Raw genomic sequence first — 24,539 nt, forward strand, 5'->3', positions numbered from 1 at the left:
TTATTTTAATGTCGTGATTTTGGTTTCCTTTGCTGACTCGGGTTCGGAGAGATATACCACATCTCCTTCCGTCAGTCCTTTTTCAACAATTACTTCTTCGTCGTTTGATTTACCCAGTGTCACCTGTTGTTTGGAAATGTTACCTGATTTTCTCAGGTATACAAAACTGGTCTTCCCTTCTGCAAACACGGCTTCCAGTGGGATGATCAGTTTTTTAGGTACCTCACTGATCAGGATATTGTTGGAGGTAGTCATTCCGGGTTTCAGAATAGAATCTACTTTATTCAACTTGATGTTCACTTCGAACACCTTTGCAGTGGCGCCCGGACGGGTCTCTCCGATATTCGCCACCGTCTTAACGACGCCTTCCATTTTTACTTCAGGGAAGGCGTCGAGTCCCATCGTCACTTTTTGTGACTGGTGAATTTTGCTGATATCAACTTCGTTGATATAGACTTTGGATAACATAGATGAAAGGTCCGGCAGCATGGCTACGCGGGGGTCCCAGGAACGTACGACAGATCCTGTTTTCTTTTTACCACCACTTGCCCAGTCGCTTATATATACTAATAACCCATTTTTAGGCGCTTTAATGACAAAGCGGCTGCGCAGTTCTTCCAGACGGCCGATGATCCTTCCGAATTCATCTGCCTCTCTTTTAGCCTGCACCATCTTTGTCGCCGCCTGTTGCTGTTTGATCTTGTAATTGTCTTTCATCTGTACAAGATCACGCTGTGCTTTCTGCAGGTCGATTTCGGCCTGTTTGATAGTAGCGGGCGGCTCATATTTACTGAGTTCCAGTGCGAGTTTCTTTTGTTCCATCTGGAACTGCAGATTGGTCATCTGATCGCGGGCTTCCCTTAGCGTCAGCGCCGTATCCAATGCTGTCTGCGTTACGGTTGAATTTGATTTTTCCAGTGATAGTTGCATATCACTGATACGTTTATTCACCAACGTTGGATCGAGTGTAGCGATGTAATCGCCTTCTTTTACATGTGAGCCTTCCGGCACCATCTCCTGTATCTTGATCTCATCATAGATCTGATTGGCCTGCAGATCGGCCGGCGCAGAGATATACACGGTATTTTCGGCCTGCAGTTCACCGGAACTGCTGACTACATCACGAAAACTACCTTTCCGGACTTTGGCTGTAATACTGCTGTCCGCAGCTTTACCGGCAAATAGAAAATAACAGATGGCAATTACAGGAATAACAATGGCAGCCAATAGCCACTTTCTCTTTTTAAGCATATGGGTAAAATGGAATTATGAAAGGCCGGGACACTGAGTAACTACAGACACGTTATAAAAGTAATCGTCCATTTGAAAAATAAATGTTAAAAGTACCTGTATAGACGGGCATGTATCGACGAATACCTGCGATATAAAGGCCATTAGCCTTCCCTTATCGACTATCGGTTTTAAACACTATTTTTGCACCTCAAATTAGCTTCCTATGGAACTGGTGATCGTAAATAGTGAAAAAACAGCAAGGCAATTCATCGACGTACACGTTCAGGTGAATAAACACATACCTGAATGGATACGTCCGCTGGATAAGGATATCAACCAGGTATTCGATCCTGAAAAGAATAAGGCTTACAGGCAGGGTGAATGTGTCCGTTGGATTCTGAAAGATGATAACGGAAAACTGATCGGCCGTATTGCAGCCTTTGTAAATAAAAAATACAAATCCAAGGGGGATAAGCAGCCAACCGGTGGGGTGGGCTTCTTTGACTGCATCAATGACCAGCAGGCTGCCAACCTGCTGTTTGATACCGCCCGTGACTGGCTGAAGGAAAAAGGAATGGGCGCCATGGATGGTCCTATTAACTTCGGAGAACGTGACCGTTGGTGGGGATTACTGGTAGAAGGCTTTCATGAACCGCTGTATTGTATGACCTTCAATGCGCCTTATTATAAGGAGCTGATGGAAAACTATGGTTTTCAGCCGTTTTTCAACCAGATATGTTATGCAATGGATGTTGACGCCCAGCTGCAGGAAAAATTCTATGTCAGACATGCTGCTATCTCCGCAGATCCCAACTACCGGGCAGAGTATATCAATAAAAAGAACCTGTCCAAGTATGCGGAAGACTTTACCATCGTTTATAATAAGGCATGGGCGAGTCATGACGGTGGGAAAGACATTACCAAACAACAGGCGCTGAACATCTTTAAACAGATGGAAAGTGTACTGGATGAAAAAATCGTCTGGTTTGCCTATTATAAAGAAGAGCCGATCGCCTGTTGGATGAACCTCCCCGAACTGAACCAGTTCTTCAAGCATATGAACGGAAAATTCGGCCTCTGGCAGAAATTAAAGTTCGTCATCCTGAAACAGATGAAGATGAACAAGAAGTTCACCGGTATCGTATTCGGCATCGTACCGGAATTCCAGGGGAAAGGAGTAGATTCCTTTATGATCATTGAAGCGGCAAAAGTGATCCAGCGCAAACTTTCCTACAGGGAATACGAATTACAATGGATCGGCGATTTCAACCCGAAAATGCTCAATATCGCGGAAAGTCTGGGTACTTATGTCAGCCGCAAACTGACCACTTACCGCTACCTGTTTGACAGGGAACAACCTTTCGAACGTCACCCGATCCTGGGTGTTAAATAGATAATCAGGGTTGAAACCTTCGTTTAAACCCTTACTACGCCGTTATTACACCCAAACCGCTTCGTTCCCGAACGGACAAATAAGAGGTTAATAACGGCGTAATAACGTTATAATACGAAGAAATAGCCCTCAGATAAGCCATGGATAAGCGTTCCCTTAATGTGCAATTTTCACGAGCGCATTCTCTGAACGGAGATGCCGGATGATCACATTATAAATTTCTCTTTCGCGAAAAGGCTTTAGCAGGTAATCATCGAAACCTGCATCTATAAATTCCTGATTGCCAGGCATGGTTGTATCCGCTGTCAGGGCTAACACGGGAATATGTGCTTTCAGGGGTTCTTTATCTTCCCTGATTCTTTTCACCACCTCCAGCCCGGTCATACGGGGCATTTGCAGGTCCAGCAGGACCATATCATAATTATTATTGACAAATAGCTCATAAGCGACAGCACCATCTGCCGCTTTGTCGAAACGGCATTGCCAGCGGGTAAGGATCTTGTCCATCAGGGCCAGGTTCATTTCCTGGTCATCAGCCACCAACAGATAGCGGCCTTTCATAAACTGGCCGGTGAGTTGTTCGACTTCTTTCTGGGTAATGATCACCGTTTGCGGCACCGGCAGTACGCGATAGCTGATATTACAGGTAAAAACGCTTCCTTTTCCCTGTGTACTTTCCACCTGTATTTCGCCGTGATGCAAATCAATAAGCGCTTTCACAAGTGCCAGTCCGATACCCGTTCCATGCACCGAACCTGCCTGTGATACGGTATTATGCAGATACTGTTCAAATATCATGGTTTGTCTTTCCGGTGCAATACCACGTCCGGTGTCACTGACCCGGATTTGTACCTTTACTTCTCCTGCAAACTCCTGATCTATTTTCAGCTGACAACGAATGCTGCCGGCATCTGTATAACGGATGGCATTATCCAGCAGGATCCATATCAGACGTCCCAGCCGTTCGCCGTCTCCGGCTACCTGCAACTGTTTATCACCGTCATAGACTGCTTCGAATATCAGTTGCCTGGCGCTTGTTTGCACGAGCGCTTTTTCCGTAATACTGCTGAAAATTTTATAAAGTGAAAACGGATAAGTATCCAGTTGTAATTCACCCCTTTGTGACCAAGCGAGTTCCTGAAAATGCTGTTGCATCCGGCTGAGCGTACCGGCCGCATTTTCTATTGAAAACAGCATTTCCCGTTGTGTGCCATCCAGTGTGGTATAATGTAGTTGTTCACTGAAGCCGATAATGGCATTCAGCGGTGTGCGCACTTCCTGACTGATATTGTTAATCATGTTAACACGCGCGTCCGCCAGCGCTTTCCCGGTACGATTTATGTACATTATCTGCTTGCGGAGATACCAGATATAATACAGTGCGACAAACAGTACAAATACTGATAACACAGGTATAAAAAAGGAAGGATCAGAAACAGTAATAACTGCCGGAATTGAAAAGTGGTTCACTGGTATTACATCCACAATCACGAATACGGGGAGTGTAAACGGGGTATGTTCAAAAGCAACCGACCGATACATCGTATGCATTTAAAGGTTGGAAAAAACGTTGGCGTTAAACACACAATTTGAGAGAGTTCCAGGCGGTTCTAAACCCGTTCTACTATCAGACGCTACGATGTACCGAATTTAACTAAAAGCGCTGAGACCTGAAAATTATTTCCCTTTCGTGTTATGTTCCGGCACAGAAAATAGAATTATATTTATCAAGCGTTGACAGCACTATTCCACAACCTGTTAACACTATGTCCAACAACCAATGCAGAGACTCCAGAACTGCTGTGAATATGAGTAATATGGCGCCAGGTATGTACTTCAGACAAGAGGTGCTGAGAATGACCGGAGGGATCCTGTTGTTTTACATCACCTATATGATTTTATTGCTATGCTCCCTGCTGCTGATGGCAGCGTGCACCTGGAGCGGAAGCTCCATTATATTGTATGCTTCCTACCAGGGCTTATCGGGCACGTTGCTATCAATACTCGGTGCAGTAATTATACTGCTGGGTATTATGCAGACCGTGTTCATCCTTCTTTTCCTTTTCCACCGGCATAAGACCAGTATTCCTTACCGTACCGTCGTGACGGAAAAGGAACAGCCTGTTTTATTTGATTTTATTCGCAAACTGGTCAAACAGACAAAGACGCCTTTACCGGAGAAAGTCTACCTCGTACCGGATGTGAATGCCGTGGTGTTCCATTCCCCGAAAGGAATAGGTCTGTTTGCTGATACGGACAAAAATCTGGTTATCGGACTGGGGATGGTCAACAGTCTGAACATCTCGGAGTTCAAGATGGTGCTGGCCCATGAATTCGGACATTTTTCCCAGCGAAGTATGCGGCTTGTATTACACGTCTATACGATTAATAAAATCATCTATAATATCCTTTATGAGAATAAAGGATGGCGTAATGCGATTATCTGGCTGTCCAACAAAGGTTTGATAGCGGCGATGCTGTCGCGGTTGTTTTTACTGATGGCCGCCGGCTTACATTTTCTTTTCCGCAACATGCATGAACTGATCAACCGGCAGTATATGCGTCTGAGCCGTGAAATGGAGTTTAATGCGGACGAAGTGGCTGTTTCTATCTGCGGAACGGAAACAGCTATCTCAGCCATGCGGAGAGCAGAGATGAGTAACGCCTGTTTTCAGCAATTACTGCAGAAAGTAAGCGCCTGGTCGCATCAGCATCGTTTTGTACGTAATATCTACGAAGCGCATAGTATGCTGATAAAATACCATGCAAAACAACACAGCGCCCCACTCGATCACCAGCAGTTACCGCAATATAACGATGCTCAGTTCAGTACTACGGTGAAGAGCCAGGTACAGTTCCGCGATCAGTGGGCGTCGCATCCTACACAGGAAGAAAGAGAGGAACGTTATCTGGCCGCCAATATTCCCGGCGTGAAGATTCCGCAAAGTGCATGGACACTTTTCCATAATGCGGATGTATTACAGGAACAGATGTCCCAGCAGATCTATCAGTTGCTGGCGCCTGAAGCAACACCGGAACAATGGGTATCGCCCGATGACGTGATCCGGGAGATTGAAGATGTGCATGAACAATATGCTTTTCCAGGTCAGTACAATAACTATTTTGATAACCGGCCTTTTTCTGACATTCCTGCCGGCAGACTGGAACCTTTTTCAGAAGAAGAGCAGACTTTATACACATTAAATACGCTGTACACAAAAGATAACCGGCAACGTATCCGGCATTATTTCAGAGATGTGCAGGATGCCGCTACCTTACAGGCTATTATCAGCGGCGCCATCCAGGTGACACATTTCACGTATCAGCACGTACAGCACCGCAGCCAGGAAGCGGGCAGAATCCTGGAAAAGCTGCAACACCAGATTGTACGCGATGAAGAGTGGCTACGTAAACATGACCTGCTGGCCATCCGTTACCACTATACGTTTGCGCTGCAACAGGCAATGGAAGCGGCCACCAGCTTACAGGACCAGTACCGGTCTATCCTGGCGCACCAGTCCAGGGCCGTGCTGCTGAATGAGATAGCCGGAATGATCGTTGAATATATTCCGGCATTTGCCGACAGTGACACGGCTTCTCCGCAAACGGAGGCAGCCCTGCGGATGTTACGGCAACACGCGGACCAATTACAACAGTTGTTACATGATCTGTTGTACCAGCATCATATCAGCGATCTGTGGGAGCCGGAATTACAGCAGCGGGTGACGCATTTCATACATTACCAGTATCCTTATCTGCAGGAGAATACACCTTTACCGGAGGAACTGGAGATCATGCATGAGATCAGTGCAACTGTGTCAGACCATTATAATAACAGTATCACACTGATAAAGAAGGATTTTCTATATCGCTGTCTGGATCACAGTGAATTATCCATCCCTCATTAACACTGTCTTTTCTTAATATGTAAATAATTACATCTCCGGGAAGTACCTGGAAGTGTAGCGCAGAGTCTAGGGACTGTCGACAATTTTCTGTACTTTCGACCTTCGCGAATGCGTTTGCATATATGGAGAATTTTATCGTTTCAGCCCGTAAATACCGTCCACAGAATTTTTCAACCGTAGTCGGACAATCACATATTACGACCACACTAAAAAATGCGATCCGCAACAGTCAGCTGGCTCATGCCTTCCTGTTCTGCGGTCCGAGAGGTGTCGGTAAAACCACCTGTGCCCGTATTCTGGCCAAAACAATCAACTGTGAGAACCTCCAGCCTGATGGCGAAGCCTGTAACCAATGTCATTCCTGTACTTCTTTCAATGAGGGAAGTTCTTTTAATATTCACGAGCTGGATGCTGCGTCCAACAACTCCGTAGATGACATCAGGACCCTGGTGGAGCAGGTACGTTTTGCGCCGCAGGCCGGAAAGTACAAGATCTATATCATAGATGAGGTACACATGCTCAGTTCTTCCGCATTCAATGCGTTTCTGAAAACGCTGGAAGAACCCCCTTCTTATGCCATATTCATTCTGGCGACCACAGAAAAGCACAAGATCCTTCCGACGATCCTGAGCCGTTGTCAGATATTCGATTTCAAACGCATCACCATCCAGGATACGGTTGATCACCTCCAGGAGATCTGTTCAAAAGAGCATATCCAGGCGGAAACGGATGCCCTGCACCTGGTCGCGCAGAAAACCGACGGATGTATGCGTGACTCCCTGAGTACACTGGATAAGATTGTCAGCTTTACCGGCGGGCATCTGACTTACCAGAATACCCTGGAGCACCTGAACATTCTTGATTACGATTATTTCTTCCGGGTAATGGATACGGTACTGCAACAGGATGTAGCCACTGCCCTTCTGATATTTGACGAGATCCTGCAAAAGGGTTTCGAGGGGGATAACTTCCTGAACGGCTGGGCGGAATTTCTCCGTAACCTGCTGATGAGCAAGGAAGAAAAAGTATTACACCTGGTGGAAGTATCCGGTAATCTGAAAGACCGGTACAAACAGATGGCGGGCAAGGTTAGTCCGTCGTACCTGATCACTGCCCTGCACCTGCTCAATGAAACTGAGATCAATTACCGCATGGCGCGTAATAAACGGCTGCATGTGGAAATGGCGCTGATCAAGCTCTGTTTCTTACAACAGGCGGTGACGCTGGTAAGTGACGATCAGACCGGAGAGGTCGTAAAAAAAAAACTGGTAGCTGATGGTGCTCAACCACAGAAACTAAGATCTTCCTTTGCCCAGGCGGCTCCGGAGGCAAAACCGGCAGCAGGGCAGGCAGCTACGACGACGTCTATCGCTGCCAATGAAGCCAGACTGACGATAGAAACTCCGGTAAATAACACAGGCGTTCCGCCACAGACGGTTACACAGCCGGCGCAACCGGTACAGCAACAGCCGCCGGTATCTCAGGCACCAGCCAATACTCAGCACACCTCTTCTTATAATACAACAACTACAGCTACCGCTCCGAAACCAGCGCAGGCGCCCACCAATGCACCTAAACTGACGGGACTGGCAGCGATGAAGGAGGCATTGGCTTCCAAACAGCAGACGCAGCCAGCTAAAGCCGTCATTCCGATGACGGCAGGCGCACTGTCTGTATACTGGGATGAATTCATCGACCGCTTCCGGCAGGCTAACAAAATGACAGTCGTAAGTAATCTTCAGCTGGCGACAATTAAGTTGCAGAGTGCTGAGGAAATCTGTATTGTGAGCAGAAATATTGTGCAATTCCGGTTCATGGAAGAAGAAAAGCTGGCAATTTCAGCTTTCTTCAAAGATAAATTTCAGAATCCCGGAATTGTGCTGACCTTACAGCTGGATGAGTCACAGCAAACACAGGATATTGGCCCCGCGCCACTTTCCAGCCGTGAGCAGTTCCTGAAAATGACGGAAAAATATCCGTTGGTGAAGGAACTGAAAGAGAAGTTGAATATGGAACTGGATTTTTAAAGGCGTTTACGGAAATATCTTCCGTAATCTAACTTTCACAATTCGCATTTCTTTTGTAGGTTTGGGCAAAATTTGGATAAATACTATGGCAGAAGTTATCAGAATGCCCCTTTTGAGTGACACTATGACTGAAGGGGTGATCGCGGAATGGCATAAAAAGGTAGGTGATACCGTAAAAGCAGACGACGTAATTGCTGAGGTGGAAACAGATAAAGCCACCATGGAAGTAATGGGTTATGTGGAAGGTACTCTATTATATATTGGTGTCGAGAAAGGTAAGGCTGCTAAAGTAAATGAGATTATAGCTATTGTAGGGAAACCAGGTGAAGACTACAAGTCTTTGCTGGGTGGAGGAAATAATAATGGCCAGGCCGCACCTGAGGCTAAGCCAGCAGCTCAGGAAGCTTCCGCTCCGGCTCCTGCCGCAAGCACCGCAGACAGCGCAGCTGTTGCTGAAGCACTGAAAAACGCCACTGTTATCCGTATGCCGCTGTTAAGCGATACCATGACAGAAGGTAAAATCGTAGCCTGGAACAAGAAAGTGGGCGACACCGTAAAAAGCGATGACGTATTAGCAGAAGTGGAAACTGATAAAGCGACCATGGAAGTAATCGGTTATGCGGATGGTGAACTCCTTTATGTAGGCGTAAAAGAAGGTGATGCTGCTAAAGTAAACGGCATCATTGCAATAGTAGGTAAAAAAGGTACCAATGTTGACGTTATCCTGGCTGCAGAAGGCACAGGTGGCGCTAAACCGGCCGCTCAGGCAGCACCAGCAGCTACTCCGGCTGCATCTGCAGCTCCTGCAGCTACTCCTGAAGTTTCTGAAAATAAAGATGGTGGTCGTGTAAAAGCATCTCCGCTGGCTAAGAAACTGGCTGAAGAAAAAGGTATCGATATCAATAAAGTAACTGGTTCCGGCGACGGTGGCAGGATCGTGAAGAAAGACGTAGATAGCTTTGTTCCATCTGCTGCTCCGGCTGCAGCCGCGAAACCAGGTGCTGCTCCTGCTGCGAAAGCTGCGGCATTTGCACCAGCAGGTCAGGAAGGTCATACAGACATCCAGCTGAGCCAGATGCGTAAAGTGATCGCTAAGCGTCTGAGCGAAAGCAAATTCTCCGCTCCTCACTTCTACCTGAAAGTAGATATTAACATGGATAAAGCGATTGAAGCGCGTAAAGCTATCAACGAAGTATCTCCTGTTAAGATCTCCTTCAACGATATGGTGATCAAGGCTTCTGCCCTGGCATTGCGTCAGCATCCTGATGTAAACAGCAGCTGGATGGGTGATTTCATCCGCCAGAACCACCACGTACACATCGGTTCTGCTGTGGCTATCGAAGATGGTCTGATCGTTCCTGTAATTCGTTTTGCTGATCAGAAATCGCTGAGCCAGATCGCGGCTGATGCGAAAGAGCTGTACGACAAAGCGAAAAACAAAAAACTGCAACCACAGGATTTCTCTGGTAATACCTTCACTATCTCCAATCTGGGTATGATGGGTATCGACGAGTTCACTGCTATCATCAACCCTCCGGATTCCGCAATCCTGGCTGTAGGTGGTATCAAAGAAACCGTTGTTTCTGAGAAAGGACAGTTCAAAGCTGTAAACATCATGAAACTAACCCTGAGCTGTGACCACCGTAGTGTGGACGGAGCAGTAGGCGCACGTTTCCTGGCTACGCTGAAGAGCTACCTGGAAAATCCGGTTACAATGCTGGTATAGTTTATATCAAGAACTAACTATAAAACAGGCGTCCCGTCACCCGGGGCGCCTGTTCGTTTTTATACCGTACCGATCAACTTAACATGCTGTTATTCAGTACCAGAATTTGGGAGTTGATATAGAAATGTTTAAATTTAAGGAAGCCCCCACAACTAAAATATCAATGGAGATTCCTAAGAATGCGGTAAGCTGGTTCGAAATCCCTGTACACGATTTTGACAGGGCCCGGAAGTTCTACAGCTACATATTCAACTATGAAATGCCTGAGGAACAACTTGGCTTTAAAAGAAAGGCTTTTTTTCAATTTGACAGACAACAGAACGGCGTAGGAGGAGCCATCGTACAAGGTTCCGAATACTTTCCCAGTCAGCGGGGCACACTTGTATATCTACATGCGGGCGATGACCTGAGCGATGTACTCGACCGTGTAGAAGCAGCAGGTGGTAAAATAGAGCTGGATAAGCGCCCGGTATCCGAAATACAGGATATGGGATATTTTGCCATCATATTTGACCCGGATGGTAACAGGGTCGCCCTATATTCCAGCTATTAACGATCCGTATTACTCGGGAAAACCTGATAGTTGTCCACTAATTCCACCAGTTAATTTTCAGTGCACCTGATCCTGTTATCCACACCGAACTGAGATTTTTCTTTTCATTTCCCTCAATCAGCCTCTTTTTTTAGTGTAATGCTTTGTGTTATCCACCTGTTTTGGGGATAGTCGGTTGTTTCATATCCGTTACTATTGTGATTGTCGGGGCGCTGGGTAGTCCGGAGGCTGTTTCGTGCGCCGTAATTGAGCGGGTGGCTATTGTTAGCCCCATCCAGTGAGGCTTCCCTAAAATAAAATACCTGCCGCAAGCCTCTTCTTTTCACTTTTTTTTGAAAGTTCAATAACATAGCATTACATTTGATGTAAGAAAACGGAGGATTTTACATGAAATTGGCTGAAGCAAAAGCACAGTTTATACAAAGCTGGGGATCACTGGGCGCGCAGTGGGGCATTAACCGCACTATGGCACAGATCCATGCCTTGCTCATGATCATGCCTGATCCGCTGAGTGCTGATGAGATCATGGCAGAACTGAACATTTCCAGGGGTAATACCAATATGAATGTGCGGGAACTGATCAACTGGGGCCTGGTGGATCGTGTATTGATTCCAGGTGAACGTAAAGAGTATTTTAGTGCAGAGAAAGACATCTGGAAGGTGGCAACGGAGATCGCCCGTGAAAGAAAACGCCGTGAGCTGGAACCGATCATCAAAACACTGAATCAGTTACAGGAAGTGGAAGGAGATGCGAAAGATAAACATGTAAAGGCTTTCAAGGATTCAATCCAAAACCTCAACAAGTTTGCGCACCAGACTGACAGGGCGATCAACTCCTTTGTAAAGGCAGAAGAAAGCTGGTTCTACGGTACATTGATGAAACTTTTTAAGTAATATTTTTTTACTTACATGTTTCAATTTTTATTGAAAGTTCGAAAATAACATTAACCTGATTACCATGAAAAATAAAAAAATCGTCATTGCAGCAGGGACTGGCTTTATCGGGACTGGTCTGATTGATTACTTTGGCAATGATAACGACATTGTGATATTGACCCGTCACCCGAAACACGACACGCAGCGGCTTACTTATGTACAGTGGGATGGTAAAACACTGGATACCTGGTCCGGTTACCTGGAGCACGCGGATCTGCTGATTAATCTGGCAGGGAAAAGTGTTAACTGCCGTTATACGGAAGAGAACAAGAAAGAAATATTTGATAGCAGGATCAATGCCACTGAGGTACTGGGAGCGGCTATCAGCACTTTACAGCACCCGCCTGCCTTGTGGATCAATGCGGGATCTGCCACAATTTACCGGCACGCAGAAGACAGACCCATGGATGAATTCACCGGTGAGATAGCAGATGATTTTTCTGTACAGGTCTGTAAACGTTGGGAGGCGGCTTTTAATGAAACAAAAACACCGCATACCCGGAAGGCCATACTGCGTATAGCCATCACGATCGGTCAACAGGGAGGCGTCATGGTACCTTTTATGAACCTCATGAAATTCGGACTGGGTGGCTATCAGGGTTCCGGTCACCAGAAATTCAGCTGGGTGCATATCGATGATATCTGCGGCATGATGGAATGGCTGTATGAGCATCCGGAGCTGGATGGGACATTCAACTGTAGTGCCCCCCATCCTGTTACCAACAGGGAGTTTATGCGCGCATTGCGGAAGGCAGCCGGTCATTTTTTCGGTTTGCCGACCTATGCCTGGATGCTGAAAATAGGCGCCAAAGTCATTGGTACAGAAGCGGAATTACTGTTAAAAAGCCGCTGGGTATTGCCTACACGGGCATTACAGGCAGGTTTTGTGTTCAGGTATCCTGAACTTCAGCCTGCCATGAAACAGATTATCGGGAAACTGCCAAGGCGGCGGTATCACCTGGTATAAATGAGGATGGTTTAATGTTTGCTCTTACATAGGAAGCACCTGCCGGGTGTTTATACGCTGGTAGGTGCATTTAAATCTTACTACTATGAGCGACAAGAAACTTACGGTTGTATTAGGGGCGTCTCCGAATCCGGAAAGATATAGTTATCTGGCAGTATCCAGACTGACAGCAAAGGGGCACCCGGTGCTGGCGATCGGCAACAGGGATGCCTTAATAGGTGCGACGCCTGTTACAAAAGAGCACCCGGTAGTGCCGGATGTGGATACCGTTACCTTATATATGAATCCTGTGTTGCAGCGGGAATACTATGATTACATCCTACAGCTGCATCCTAAACGTATTATTTTCAACCCGGGCACAGAGAATGACGAACTGGCTACATTAGCTACCAGCAAAGGTATAGAACCAGTTGAAGCGTGTACGCTCGTGTTACTGACTACCGGCCAATATTAATTCAAGGTAAACTTATAACAGTTGAAGGCTGTCATAGACGGTCTTCAACTCCTCTTTTCAGTCCCTCCCCTGCTCTCCAACGGCGGTTTTCCCCTGCGTTTCCCCTTTCTCCACCGCCAACGCTCATTAATTCCCCCTGACTGTTACCTGAATCATGAGTTATTTTTTGTAAATTACTTATACAATAAGTTCTCCGCCAGCAAGGATTTAATACGACAGACCAGCTATTGTATTGTTTAACGACCACGCCTATTCACTCTAATCATATATATTATCATGAAATGGAGAAGATTCAACGGCGAACCGATTCAACTGCCTATTAAGGAAGAAGTGCGCCAGGCAATTATCCGGGAAACCGGCAAGGGCTTTCACCTAAAAGTATGCATAGGTACCGATTCACAGGTAAAAGGTCTGGAAACAGAATTTGCCACTGTGATCGTTTTTCTGCGTGAAGGGCATGGAGGTTTCATGTTTATCCACAATGAAAAAACACGCGATGCTTACTCTATCAAAGAGCGTATGCTCATTGAAGTGGCGAAGAGCATTGAAATTGCCTACGAGCTGTGTGACATGTTTACTGACTTTGATGTAGACATGGAGGTGCATGCTGACATCAACACAAATCCTCAGTTCAAGAGTAACCTGGCACTGCGTGAAGCAATGGGTTATATACTGGGAATGGGATTTGCCTTCAAGGCTAAACCAGATGCTTTTGCGAGCAGCTGTTGCGCTGATAAGGTGGTGAATTAAGCTATTGGCAGTTATCATTTATTCCACGCTTGCTGGATGCGCCCGCCGCCTCCAACAGGGAATTTTCCCCCTAATTTTCTGATTTCTCGATTTTTTTCCCTAATTTATAGTCAGTATATTATTGAATACCTGTCCAACATGCGTACCTACACAACTGTCATACTACTGCTAGTATTAGTGCTTGCCAATTCCGCGTGCAAAAAAGAAACTATTTCAGAGAATTCCTCCCAGAAACTACAGGGCAGCTGGAGACTGCTTTATTCAAAAGCAGCCAGCGGAACGGATCAGATCAGGGAAGACAGCAGCAATCTTACCATCCTCAAATTTGATGGCAACAACATGTTGCGTTATAAACGCGACAGTCTGATTTCCCGGGAGACGTTTCTGATGGCGCTGAAAAGCGATCACCAGCCTTACCTGGTGGCAGACAGCGATCCCTGGAATCCAAAGATCTTCAGTTGCACCATTACAGGCAATGATACATTATCACTGTTATCTGTACATTCCAACGTACATGTCGGTCAGATATATGTAAGAGTAAGACCCTGAGCGGAGACGACTCAGATTATACAATCGTCTTGTACTGCACATTATTTTCGTCAATAAATGACAGGATGGCGTCCCTGCCCATCTTCTTCACCGTGCTGGTCACAAAGTGAGCCGGCAGGAATTCCCATGTTTCCCGCAGTTTATTCAGAAATGCCTTGATATTACGGCTGGTTTCTGCCTGGGTGCTCTTATCCGCCTTGGTAAAGACCAGGGCAAAAGGGATCTGCCATTCGCCCAGCTGATTAATAAATTCGATATCCAGCTTCTGCGGCGTATGACGGCTATCTATCAATACAAATATATTTACCAGGTTTTCACGCTTACGGAGGTAGTTTTCGATCATCTGTTCCCATGATCTGCGCTGAGACTGACTCACTTTTGCAAAACCATAGCCCGGCAAATCGACCAGGTACCAGGATCCGTTGATCAGAAAATGGTTGATCAGCTGAGTTTTACCAGGTGTGCCGGAGGTTTTTGCCAGCTTTTCATTGTTTGCCAGCATATTGATCAGGGAAGACTTGCCCACGTTGGATCGGCCTATAAAGGCATATTCCGGAAGGTTCGGAGTGGGACATTTCTGCCAGTCAACATTACTGATAAGATATTCTGCGCTTTTGATGATCATAATAGTTCAATCGATATTCAATGACCGTCAGATCATTGAGGTTTAGCGCAAAGTTCATGAAAATTTAGTTATTGCCCGCATTTCTCTGTTTCTACCTATTTTCTCCTAACTTTGCGCCCTATGTCAGATAAGAAGATTGTACCATTTGCCACATCAGCACTCAGCAAGAAGGAACAGGTAGCGACCATGTTCAACGACATCGCACACCGCTATGACTTTCTTAACCATTTTATGTCTTTAGGCATTGATATTCAATGGCGTAAAAAGGCTTTAAAACAGCTGAAAACGTTACAGCCCAAAAAAATGCTGGATGTGGCGACAGGTACAGGGGACTTTGCCATCATGGCCAATAAAATGCTGCGTCCCGATTCTATCATTGGTATTGATATTTCTGAGGGAATGCTCTCCCACGGCCGTGAGAAGATCAATAAACTGGGTCTGAACGATAAAATAACCCTTCAGCTGGGAGACAGTGAGACAATAAGTTTTCCTGATCAGGCGTTTGATGCAATAACGGTAGCATACGGTGTGCGCAACTTTGAGCATCTGGAAAAGGGACTGTCAGAAATGTTGCGTGTACTTAAACCGGGTGGAAAACTGGTGATACTGGAATTTTCTAATCCAACAGTTTTCCCTATTAAACAATTATATAATTTATATTTTCGTTATATTACACCTTTGATCGGAAAATGGATCGCTAAGAGTCAGGCAGCATATACATATCTGCCGGAATCCGTGAAAGCGTTTCCACAAGGTCAGGAAATGTGTAATATTTTAACTAATACCGGTTTCCAGGCAGTAACATGCAAAAAACTCACATTCGGCATCAGCTCTATTTATTGCGCGTCCCGCTAGTACTTCTGATTATCCTATGGAATATGGCCGGCGTGAAAGCGCAGACCGTCATGAACATGGAAGAACATGATGCCAAGCCCTATTACTTCGGTATCACACTGGCCGGCAATAACTCTAACTTCAAATTGCTCCAGGACGAGATCTTCCTCAAACAGGATTCCATCATGGTAGCTGAACCACTGAAGACCTTTGGATTCAATCTGGGTCTGCTGGGCAACCTGCGTCTGAGTGAGAACTTTGATCTTCGCTTGAATCCGCAGTTATTATTCGCCTCCAAGAACCTCTACTATAAGGAAAACTACCCGCAAAGGGAAACGACCAAAAACATTGAATCTATCCTGCTTAGCTTCCCGCTACAGGTAAAATTCAAATCTGACCGTATCGGCAACATGCGCGTGTATACGATCGGTGGTCTGAAGTATGACTATGACCTGGCCTCTAATGCCCGCGCCCGTCGTGCAGAAGACCTGGTAAAGATCAGAAAAAGCGATTTCGGGTATGAATTCGGAGCAGGATTTGAGTTTTATTTTCCCAGCTTTATCTTCTCTCCGGAGTTTAAAATCAGCAATGGTATAGGCAATGTACATGTAAAAGATGAACACCTGCGCTACTCCAATGTGATCGATAAACTGCAGTCCCATATGATCGTATTCTCCATTCACCTGGAAGGTTGATTTCTCCTATCTTTGCGGGATGCAAAACTACTTAATCCGCAATATATCAGTGGTCAACGAAGGGACCACCACTGTTCAGGACGTATATATACAGGATGGCCGTATCGCTAAGATAGCTCCGCAGATCACCGTCAGCGGTCAGTATACCGAGATCAACGGCGAAGGTAAACACCTCCTGCCCGGTGTGATCGATGACCAGGTACATTTCCGCGAACCAGGTCTCACGCATAAAGCGACCATCTACACGGAAGCACGCGCGGCTGTTGCCGGTGGTACCACCACTTTTATGGAAATGCCGAATACTAACCCGGCTGCACTTACACAGGATTTACTGGAAGACAAATACAAAATAGCCGCACAGCATTCCCTGGCGAACTACTCTTTCTTCATGGGCGTTGCCAATGACAACGTAGATGAAGTATTGAGAACCAATGAGCGGAAGAATGATATATGCGGTGTTAAAATATTCATGGGTTCCTCTACCGGCAATATGCTCGTAGACAACTACATTACCCTGGAACGCATCTTCTCCGGCAGTGAACTGCTGATCGCTACTCACTGTGAAGACGAGAAGATCGTGAAAGCCAACATGGAGAAATACAAACAGGAAATAGGTGCTGATAATCTCACCGCAGCATATCACCCGATCATCCGTAATGAAGAAGCCTGCTTTGAATCTTCCCTGACAGCGATCCAGTTTGCAAAGAAATTCAATTCAAGACTGCATATCCTGCATATCACCACCGAGCGTGAATTACAGCTGTTCAGCAATATGCTGCCGCTGGCTGAGAAACGCATCACATCGGAAGTCTGCGTACATCACCTGCACTTCTCTGCCGATGATTATGCCAAATACGGCAACCTGATCAAATGTAATCCTGCTATCAAGGCTGTACATAATAAACAGGCGCTCTGGAAAGGACTGCTGGACGACAGACTGGATATCATCGCTACCGACCACGCACCTCATACCTGGGAAGAGAAACACCAGCCTTATCTGCAGGCGCCATCAGGCGTACCATTGGTACAACATAGCTTACTGCTGATGCTGGAACATGTATCCCTGGGCAATATCACCCTGGAAAAAGTAGTGGAAAAGATGTGTCACGCACCCGCTATCTGTTTCCAGATCAAGGAAAGAGGCTACCTGCGTGAAGGTTACCACGCTGACTGTGTGATCGTAGATCTGCAACAGGCAACGATGGTAGATAAAAAGAACGTCTACTACAAATGTGGCTGGTCTCCGTTTGAAGAGCATACCTTCCCTGCAGCTGTGACTCATACATTTGTAAGTGGTCACCTGGCATATGAGAACGGTCAGTTCAACGAATCAGTAACAGGACAAAGATTGCAGTTCACCCGCTAGTGCTGCACAACATACAAAAAGAAAATGCTCTTATCTGTTGACAGATAGGAGCATTTTCTTTTATCGCCTTACATTTATGGAAATACACCTGTTCTGCATCTCTCATATGAATCGGAACGGTACGCGTATGATACCAACGTTTCTTTCGATTATACGTATATTCACTAAAAATACCTGTGCATGGAACTGGACAAAACCACCTACTATGATCTCTCTATCTTTAACCGCGACGAAGAGTATTCGTTGTTTCATAAACTGGACTTTACCACAACCACAGGTGGAAGGGAATATTTACGGCATTTGTATAGTACGCCACTGAAAGATATCGCATCCATAGAAGACAGGCAGCATACCTTACAATTCATCCTTAAACAGGAAGACAGCTGGCCGGCCGATATCATCAGTAATGGTACAATCGTGGTGATGGAGAACTACCTGGAAGCACAGATCGAACCGATCTCCAATCCTTCAGGTGTAGGCCTGCTGGTGAGTTCCCTGCTGACAAAGACCATCTTTTCTCCGGATTATAGCTTTATAAAATTCTCCTTTACCCAGCTGCTTAATCTGCTGAAAGGCTTCCGTCAGCTGGAAAAGAATTTCAATACCGAAGAGACGCCTAAAATACTGAAACTGCTGCTGGACAGGGCGCACACCTTACTCTATCAACCTGAATTCAATGACATCGTTGCTGCCAGCGAAGCTGGTCCGGTTTCCTTTGTGAACATCTTACGACATGATCACTACATCCGTAAGAAACAACGTAAGCACATCTCAGAACTGCTGGACATCTACCGCAAACTGGACGCTTATTATGCAATGGCAAAAGCAGTACGACATTTCAATTTACAGTTCCCCACTTTTGAAGATACACCACATCCTTTTGTACAACTGGACGGCCTGTATCATATCATTCTGCCCAAGCCGGTAGCTTATGATATCACCATGAAGCCACAGTCACATTTCCTGTTCCTCACCGGTGCAAACATGGCAGGAAAAACGACGTTTATCAAAGCAGTAGGCGTAGCCGTGTTCCTGTCACACATTGGTATGGGTGTGCCGGCAAAAAGTATGAAACTGAGCTTCTTTAACGGCATCTTCAGTAACATCCAGGTACAGGATAATATCTTCAAAGGAGAAAGCTATTTCTTCAACGAAGTACAGCGTATCAAGAATACGATCATCAAGATCAACGATAGTAAAAAATGGCTGGTGCTGATCGACGAAATGTTCAAAGGAACGAATGTGGAAGATGCGAAGAATTGTTCACTGGCAGTGGTAAATGGATTACTGAAGAGTACGAATTGCCTGTTTATCTTATCTACGCATTTGTATGAGATCGCAGACGAATTACAAACAGCAGCGAATATACGGTTTAAGTATTTTGAGTCACAGGTAATAGATGATAACCTGTACTTCACTTATCAATTGAAAGATGGGGTGGCAAAGGAGAAGATCGGGTATCTGATATTGAAGAGGGAGAAGGTGTTGGATTTGTTGAGTCAGATAAAGTAATCGATGTAATCTATCATTAAAGACACTATACATATTAAAAGAGCTGCCAGAAAATCACTTTTCGGCAGCTCTTTACATTCTACATCAATAATTTTTTTTCCATAAAAATCTATTTAGTCCAGTATCCCAAGTCCGCTATTCGTACTAAAAAGTTTTCCACGTTTGCTTTTAAGAATTACAAATCCATGCCCATGAGTCATCTTATAATAGAAATATATATAGTACTCATCTTTTTTCTCCCTTTGTACACCTGTAATCTGGTAGTCTGACACTCCCATATTTTTCAGCAATGAAGAGTCATGAACGATTTGCACCGGGCGTCCATTAACTTTGAGATCACATGCGTCCCAAAATTTTTTAGTATCGATCACTCTGATAGGATCATTTAAATTTTCATGAAATCGAAAATGTTTAGTGATAGATGTGTCTGTCAATATTTTATACAACACCTCACATCTATCTTTACAGGGATTACATCTTGCAACCTTATGCTGGCTTGATGAAGTTAATGACATCCCTATTAAACAAATAATAAATATTATAGCTGACTTTGAAATAGTATCAATACTCATGGTAAAGTTGTTTTAACCTCCAGTTTTATGTTAGGGTTTCGGTCCATATAACTTTTAATGGTCTCTGCAGTTTGAGCATCTAATATATTAGGTAACATTTTCTTACCCTCTTCTGTCTGCTTCTTATCAGCTATCACATCATTGGCATATTTTATCATTTTCTCCCTTGGATTAGTATCTCCAAAACCCGGAGTTACAGGATCTGGCGCGCGGTACCCATCCTTTATAGGAGCCCATACCCAATCATCAAAATCAATACCTGGCTCTCCGCCATTAGTTCCATTTTTCAAATTTCCCCGATGTACTTCCTCATGAAGCAGTGTTCTGATAACCCAGTAGAATAATGCCTCTTGCTCTTCGGGTGGTGCTTTTTCAAACATAGCTACTAATTCTTCCCTGATCTCAATTGTCTCTCCTCTATCATCATCATGCGTGTATCCTCTTGCATAACGACTCGCCTCATCTTCATATGTACCTCCAGGATAAGGAACTATCTTTATAGTTGCACCCTTTCCCCAGGTAAAATCATTCTGTAGATCGGCCAGAGAAAGATAGCCAAATTTTGCATATGCATCTACTAATTCCTGACTCTTCAACAAATTCGATATACCTGTTTTCAAATACTGAGTAAATTTAGGATACGTGCGCTCGTAGTCATGTGTTTTCTGCCCCGCTTTAGGTTTGGGAAATTTAAATCCACCTGCCACATCAATATTCAAAACAGGGTTATTGCCCCCGTAAACAAATGGCGACTCATTTGCGAATCTATCTACCAAAGGATCTGGGACAAACCATCTTCCTAATTGTACATCGTACATTCTTGCACCATAGTCCTCCCATTCCAGGCCACTTCCATCCGAAAACTCATTATTGTGTATTTCTTTTCCATTGTATTTAATACGATTCTCCTGATAATTAGCTCCTTTCAAGGCATTGGAACTGATTCCGGCCATAACCATTCCATATGGATAGTAATGCGTCTCTTCTAATAATGGGCCACTATTCAACGCTACAACAATATTATCAAAGAATACATCTTGTTGACTTTCATTACTTGTATATACATATAAAAAGCCACTTTTTTCTATCGCCATTCTATCTACACTTATATTCTGTAGTTCATCAGGATTTTCCTTTACCTGCCTTACACCACTATTTTTCTCAACCATTTTAAAATCGTCATCAAACAATACAAAGTTTAAATAAGACTTAGGACGATAAAAAGACTGGATATTATTCTCTTTTTCCTTTAGACGTTGGTAATGATTATTATAAAAATCACTGTTAAACGGAGTAGCGTTCGTGGCCACTGAAGAGAGGTGTGTGGAGCCCTCATCTGAGATGCTACCAAATACTTGTACAAGACTTGCTAACATGTCCTCTAACGGTACATTTCGATTATTGTCTTGCGGCTCTTGAGACTTATAAAAGGCTTTCGCCCCAATCTTTACAGTATCTCCTGCCATTACTCTTAATACCAGAGAAGGGCCTATTTTCCGTCCACCGTTTTTCGCATTAAGCTTTGCAACATATTTATTCTGAACAGCCGCATCATCTTGAGGGTAGCCTGATGGTTTTTCTGCCCGTGTCTCCTCTATATTGCCAAACAATGCTGTTTCTGTAGTAGCTGCAACGGTTTCCATTGTTGCTGCATACATCGTGAAATCAGTCTGATCTGTTAATACGGTCCTTACGTTTCCCAAGTGGTCCTTTTCAAAATAGTCATACACATACGCAATAGGAGCTGCCGTTTTGTATACCGGCCGAATACGTCCTTCTTCATGACTGATCAGTTCAAGGCTATCCTTTTGGTAAATAAAGATACCAGCATAGTCAGTTACAACTGTTTTGGTACTACTGCCTGTATTATCAACTACTGTTTTAGAAAGTTTATTACCGACCGCATCATATTGATATGTAATAGTACCTTTTCCTGTAATAGTAACTGATACTGGCAAATTCAAATGATTATATGTAATAGAAGAGATCCGTTTATTTAAATCTGCGATCATGTTTCCATTAGCGTCATAAAAATAGTCTTTTGTAGTTGTATTACCATCTATGAAATCTCCCAATCTAGCTGGTCGGGTAATAGACGAATCAATGTCCGTAACAGACAATAGTCTGTTACTATTGGAAGGATACGCATAAACAAGACTATCTATAGTCCTGCTAGTCGTACCTATCATACCTTTCTGCAACATTGTTTTGATATTACCATTCGCATCGTAACTCAAATTGGAAACAGAAAAATCTTTAGTACCCAGAACCCAGCTATTACCATTTCTCTGAGAAAAATCTGCTGCTATCAACTGATTATTTTTATCATAACTATAACCATAAGTCCACGCACTATCTGATCGGGTTTTCCATTTGACGCCAGCGATATTTCCATTATATTGATTAACCTTAAATCCATAATCATAGCTCAGTTCCAGCCCAAACCAATTGGAGGCAACATTTCCACTATTGAGAAAGTTCTTGTTGATTCCTTGCAACCATCCCCGACTATTATATGTATAGTTTAGAGAATCAAGCATGCTTCCGGATGAAGTAACAGCAAGCCGTTTCAACCTAAGTTGTCCAATTTCATCATAACTATTTGACAGAATTATTCTCTCCTGACTTACGTCATCATTCAAACGTTTTCTTATTGTCAATAGACGGCCCATTGGATCATATGTCAAAGTCGTTAATACGGTCGTCTGAGCGGTGGGACTTTTGGGGTTCTGATGTCTTATATAAGTAGCTAATACAGATCCTTTAAAACTATACAAACTGGATGTAACATCTTTTCCTCCCAAATTATTCTCACTGACAACCTGTATTATCCGGCCTTTATCATTGTAATAAGTAGTTGTGGTCAGCCATTTCTCTGTACCCAACACCCTTATCTTAGTTCCCGTAAGCAGGCCGTTCACATTATCAGCTATTGGCCTTCTTTCCGGATAAAGTGTATCCGCAGCCTGTAATTTATTTGTATCAGGACCAACAAAAGCTAATTTATCTTTATAATTATAATTATCATAAAAATTATATGTCAAAGGTGTCAGTGCCGACGCAGGAATATTAGGCAGAGGGTTATTAGCCACTACAGTTATTGTATCTCCCGCAAGCGCAGTACTAATCTCAGCGACAAATTCACCACCGGTACCAGAGTCAAACCCATCCAGCAAAGACACACTATTGGTTGCCGTATACAATGGGCTGCTATCATATTCATATACTGCAAGGTCTGCGTTGGCTGGAGCTATATAAGATATGGATTGGGAAACAGATGCCGCATTCATACTTTTCTGCAAAGAATCAGCAGAGATCGTCTTTCTATAAAGACCTGTCATCACCGGACGATTCAATTCATCGTAGAAAGTCACCATCCATTCAGCCGGAGATTTAGCGCGTTGTATCGAATCTTGCGTAAATACCAACCGGTCACGTTTATCGTATACCATAAGTGTACGGCCCGATCCAGGAGTTCTTTTCATGATTACGCGCTGACGAGTATCATATTGATACTGGAAACATAAACCAGTATCGACTGCAGCTGTTAATATCCAGTTGCTTTTGATTGCTTCTACACCCAAAGGTGGTATCACATAACGAAGATTTCCCAGATCATCGTAGACATTATACGTACAAAGCCACCCATAATATCCTGTAGCTGGAGCATTTCCGATTTGTACTTTCTTCAATATAACTTTATCGTCCTTGTCAGTATATACAATGGACTGATTGGCATTTTCATCAATAACTATATGCTTAGCCAATTGTCCTGCGCCATAAATCGCCGTACTGACAGGCAACCCGCCTCCGATAGTCCAGATCCTTACAGAATCTTTCGCATCGTTTACCTGATATAGATTTTCAACTGGATGCGTACTCCAACTATTTCCGGGCGCATACTTCTTAATTGTCCTGTTCAGTGGAGAGGATTCAAATTCCGTTTTACTATAAAATATACTCTCCCCTACCATACCAGGATTAAATATGGCATTCTGGTAGAAAGTACTTTGTGCACTAAATGGATCAACCTTAAACTTACCATCTGATGATGCCTGATGCACATAGGGAAGATAAGTATATTCCTCTCGACCGTAGGGATCGAACACATTCATTGAAACCATATCCCGACCATTTGGAGTGCTAGCCTTAGATACAATCTGCACCGGCCGGCCAAGTCCATCTGAATATTGCGTCGTTTGTTTGACTTCTCTTAATATTCTAGTAGAGGATGCTACCGCTACGGTATCTTTTAAAGGAGCAGATGGCTCCCAGGTACGGACATAATTCAATTTCGGATTAGTATATGCAGCTGGTTGGATGACTGGTGTAGCTGTTCCAAGTGTCCCCTGCGGTTTATTTTGCGCAGACACTGTGCTACTCCCCAATATGGACAGCACAGTCAGACTGGCTATAAAAAAATATGCTGACGACTTCAT

At 44.3% G+C, this 24,539-nt stretch carries 19 protein-coding genes; 14 read left to right on the forward strand and 5 right to left on the reverse strand.

The window, feature by feature from the left end; translation table 11 throughout:
* Entirely contained in the window at positions 1 to 1,251 is a 1,251-nt protein-coding gene (locus tag CPIN_RS35045) for an efflux RND transporter periplasmic adaptor subunit (protein ID WP_012794644.1), read from the reverse strand.
* 205 nt (positions 1,252 to 1,456) lie between these two features.
* Here CPIN_RS35045 and CPIN_RS35050 point away from each other — a divergent pair, with 205 nt between their 5' ends.
* Positions 1,457 to 2,626 carry a hypothetical protein gene (locus CPIN_RS35050; protein WP_012794645.1) on the forward strand — a complete coding sequence of 390 codons (1,170 nt, stop codon included), beginning with the start codon at positions 1,457 to 1,459 and terminating at the stop codon, positions 2,624 to 2,626.
* A 156-nt stretch (positions 2,627 to 2,782) separates the two neighbouring features.
* Here CPIN_RS35050 and CPIN_RS35055 read toward each other — a convergent pair whose 3' ends face one another.
* Complete coding sequence (locus CPIN_RS35055; RefSeq protein ID WP_012794646.1) at positions 2,783 to 4,168, reverse strand: hybrid sensor histidine kinase/response regulator; 1,386 nt, start codon at positions 4,166 to 4,168, stop codon at positions 2,783 to 2,785.
* A gap of 224 nt (positions 4,169 to 4,392) precedes the next feature.
* Between CPIN_RS35055 and CPIN_RS35060 the strand changes: the two genes are divergently transcribed.
* The 9 genes from CPIN_RS35060 to CPIN_RS35105 all read left to right on the forward strand — a co-directional run bounded on the left by CPIN_RS35060 (position 4,393) and on the right by CPIN_RS35105 (position 14,496).
* Positions 4,393 to 6,534 (forward strand): M48 family metallopeptidase, encoded by a 2,142-nt coding sequence (locus CPIN_RS35060; protein ID WP_012794647.1) that lies wholly within the window; start codon positions 4,393 to 4,395, stop codon positions 6,532 to 6,534.
* Positions 6,535 to 6,656: 122 nt separating this feature from the next.
* Positions 6,657 to 8,561: a DNA polymerase III subunit gamma/tau gene (locus tag CPIN_RS35065; protein WP_012794648.1), complete on the forward strand. Its 1,905-nt coding sequence runs from the start codon at positions 6,657 to 6,659 to the stop codon at positions 8,559 to 8,561.
* Between the two features lie 85 nt (positions 8,562 to 8,646).
* On the forward strand, positions 8,647 to 10,287 hold the full coding sequence (locus tag CPIN_RS35070) for a pyruvate dehydrogenase complex dihydrolipoamide acetyltransferase (protein ID WP_012794649.1): 1,641 nt from the start codon (positions 8,647 to 8,649) through the stop codon (positions 10,285 to 10,287).
* A 163-nt stretch (positions 10,288 to 10,450) separates the two neighbouring features.
* Positions 10,451 to 10,840 carry a VOC family protein gene (locus CPIN_RS35075; protein ID WP_012794650.1) on the forward strand — a complete coding sequence of 130 codons (390 nt, stop codon included), beginning with the start codon at positions 10,451 to 10,453 and terminating at the stop codon, positions 10,838 to 10,840.
* Between the two features lie 387 nt (positions 10,841 to 11,227).
* Complete coding sequence (locus CPIN_RS35085) at positions 11,228 to 11,734, forward strand: GbsR/MarR family transcriptional regulator (protein ID WP_012794652.1); 507 nt, start codon at positions 11,228 to 11,230, stop codon at positions 11,732 to 11,734.
* 64 nt (positions 11,735 to 11,798) lie between these two features.
* The gene (locus CPIN_RS35090) at positions 11,799 to 12,743 is read left to right on the forward strand and encodes a TIGR01777 family oxidoreductase (protein ID WP_012794653.1); all 945 of its coding nucleotides are present in this window, start codon (positions 11,799 to 11,801) and stop codon (positions 12,741 to 12,743) included.
* Positions 12,744 to 12,828: 85 nt separating this feature from the next.
* On the forward strand, positions 12,829 to 13,197 hold the full coding sequence (locus CPIN_RS35095; protein ID WP_012794654.1) for a CoA-binding protein: 369 nt from the start codon (positions 12,829 to 12,831) through the stop codon (positions 13,195 to 13,197).
* A gap of 276 nt (positions 13,198 to 13,473) precedes the next feature.
* Entirely contained in the window at positions 13,474 to 13,947 is a 474-nt protein-coding gene (locus tag CPIN_RS35100; RefSeq protein ID WP_012794655.1) for a ribonuclease H-like YkuK family protein, read from the forward strand.
* A gap of 138 nt (positions 13,948 to 14,085) precedes the next feature.
* Positions 14,086 to 14,496, forward strand: coding sequence for a hypothetical protein (locus tag CPIN_RS35105; protein ID WP_044220447.1), 411 nt, complete (start codon positions 14,086 to 14,088; stop codon positions 14,494 to 14,496).
* Positions 14,497 to 14,512: 16 nt separating this feature from the next.
* On the opposite strand, the gene yihA is transcribed toward CPIN_RS35105, so the two are convergent.
* Entirely contained in the window at positions 14,513 to 15,121 is a 609-nt protein-coding gene (gene yihA, locus CPIN_RS35110) for a ribosome biogenesis GTP-binding protein YihA/YsxC (RefSeq protein WP_012794657.1), read from the reverse strand.
* A gap of 120 nt (positions 15,122 to 15,241) precedes the next feature.
* Between yihA and ubiE the strand changes: the two genes are divergently transcribed.
* From ubiE to CPIN_RS35130, 4 genes are all read left to right on the forward strand, one after another.
* Entirely contained in the window at positions 15,242 to 15,976 is a 735-nt protein-coding gene (gene ubiE / locus CPIN_RS35115) for a bifunctional demethylmenaquinone methyltransferase/2-methoxy-6-polyprenyl-1,4-benzoquinol methylase UbiE (protein ID WP_012794658.1), read from the forward strand.
* 23 nt (positions 15,977 to 15,999) lie between these two features.
* Positions 16,000 to 16,650 (forward strand): type IX secretion/gliding motility protein PorT/SprT, encoded by a 651-nt coding sequence (gene porT / locus CPIN_RS35120; RefSeq protein WP_012794659.1) that lies wholly within the window; start codon positions 16,000 to 16,002, stop codon positions 16,648 to 16,650.
* Positions 16,651 to 16,669: 19 nt separating this feature from the next.
* Complete coding sequence (locus CPIN_RS35125) at positions 16,670 to 18,016, forward strand: dihydroorotase (protein WP_012794660.1); 1,347 nt, start codon at positions 16,670 to 16,672, stop codon at positions 18,014 to 18,016.
* 180 nt (positions 18,017 to 18,196) lie between these two features.
* Positions 18,197 to 19,528, forward strand: coding sequence for a MutS-related protein (locus CPIN_RS35130; protein ID WP_012794661.1), 1,332 nt, complete (start codon positions 18,197 to 18,199; stop codon positions 19,526 to 19,528).
* Between the two features lie 113 nt (positions 19,529 to 19,641).
* Here CPIN_RS35130 and CPIN_RS35135 read toward each other — a convergent pair whose 3' ends face one another.
* The gene (locus CPIN_RS35135) at positions 19,642 to 20,100 is read right to left on the reverse strand and encodes a hypothetical protein (RefSeq protein WP_012794662.1); all 459 of its coding nucleotides are present in this window, start codon (positions 20,098 to 20,100) and stop codon (positions 19,642 to 19,644) included.
* A complete protein-coding gene (locus CPIN_RS35140) occupies positions 20,097 to 24,539 on the reverse strand; it encodes a DUF6443 domain-containing protein (protein WP_012794663.1) in 4,443 nt (1,480 codons plus the stop codon). The genes CPIN_RS35135 and CPIN_RS35140 overlap by 4 nt, the downstream gene beginning before the upstream one ends.

This window comes from Chitinophaga pinensis DSM 2588 (assembly GCF_000024005.1).
GTDB lineage: Bacteria > Bacteroidota > Bacteroidia > Chitinophagales > Chitinophagaceae > Chitinophaga > Chitinophaga pinensis.